The following is an 855-nucleotide window of genomic DNA, read 5'->3' as shown; positions in this document are numbered from 1 at the left end:
CCAGCACCGTCTCGGGCACCGCGCCGAGATCGGAGACCACCACGGGCGTGCCCAGCGCCTGGGCTTCCACGGCCGAGCGGCCGAACGCCTCCGGCTCCACGGACGGGACGGCCACCACGGACGCTGCGCGGAAAGCCGCGGGCATGTCGGTGCAGTGGCCGACCCGACGCACGATGCCGCCCAGGCCCCGGGCGGCGATCAGCGCATCGAGCTCGCGCTCGTAGGACGTCCGACCCTGCGGATCGCCGGCGAGCACAACCGCGAGGTCCGACACGCCCCGATCCCGCATCTGCGCGGCGGCGTCGATCAGCACCCGATGACCCTTCCAGGCGGTCAGGCGGGCCGCGAGCAGGATCACCCGCTCGTGGGGCGCCACGTTCCAGGCCCGACGCAGGGCCTCGACCCGTCCGGCGCCCACCGCCACCGGATTGAACACCGCGAGATCCGTGCCCCGGTGGATGACCCGGACGCGGTCGCCGGCCTGCTCGGCGTGCAGCCGGTGGATCAGGTCGGCGGTGTAGCGCGAGTTGGCGATCACCACGTCGCCCCGGGCCATCACGGAATTGTACAGCACCTTCACGCCGGTCCGGCCGGAATAGCTGCCGTGATAGGTCGTGACGAACGGCAGGCCGAGCCGGCGTGCGGCCCCGAGCGCGACCCAGGCCGGCGCCCGGGAGCGGGCGTGGACGATCTGCACGCCCTCGCGCCGACACAGGGCCATCAGCCGCACGACGTTGATCGCCATGCTGGCCGGATTCTTCGACGCGGCCGGGAAACGGAGCCAATGCCCGCCCTTCGCCTGAAGCTCGCCGATGAGGCGGGGGGGGGGGGGGGGGGGGGGGGGGGGGGGGGCGG

1 protein-coding gene is annotated in these 855 nt (G+C 74.2%); it reads right to left on the bottom strand.

Going from position 1 to position 855, the window contains the following annotated elements; genetic code table 11:
* Nucleotides 1-855, bottom strand: an 855-nt coding sequence (locus tag FV228_RS31125) for a glycosyltransferase (protein WP_147857907.1), incomplete at both ends; no start/stop codon positions are given.

It is taken from the genome of Methylobacterium sp. WL18 (assembly GCF_008040015.1).
In the GTDB taxonomy this organism is placed as follows: domain Bacteria; phylum Pseudomonadota; class Alphaproteobacteria; order Rhizobiales; family Beijerinckiaceae; genus Methylobacterium; species Methylobacterium mesophilicum.
The sequence above is the reverse complement of the archived record's forward strand: the minus strand, read 5'-3'. Positions and strand labels throughout refer to the sequence as shown.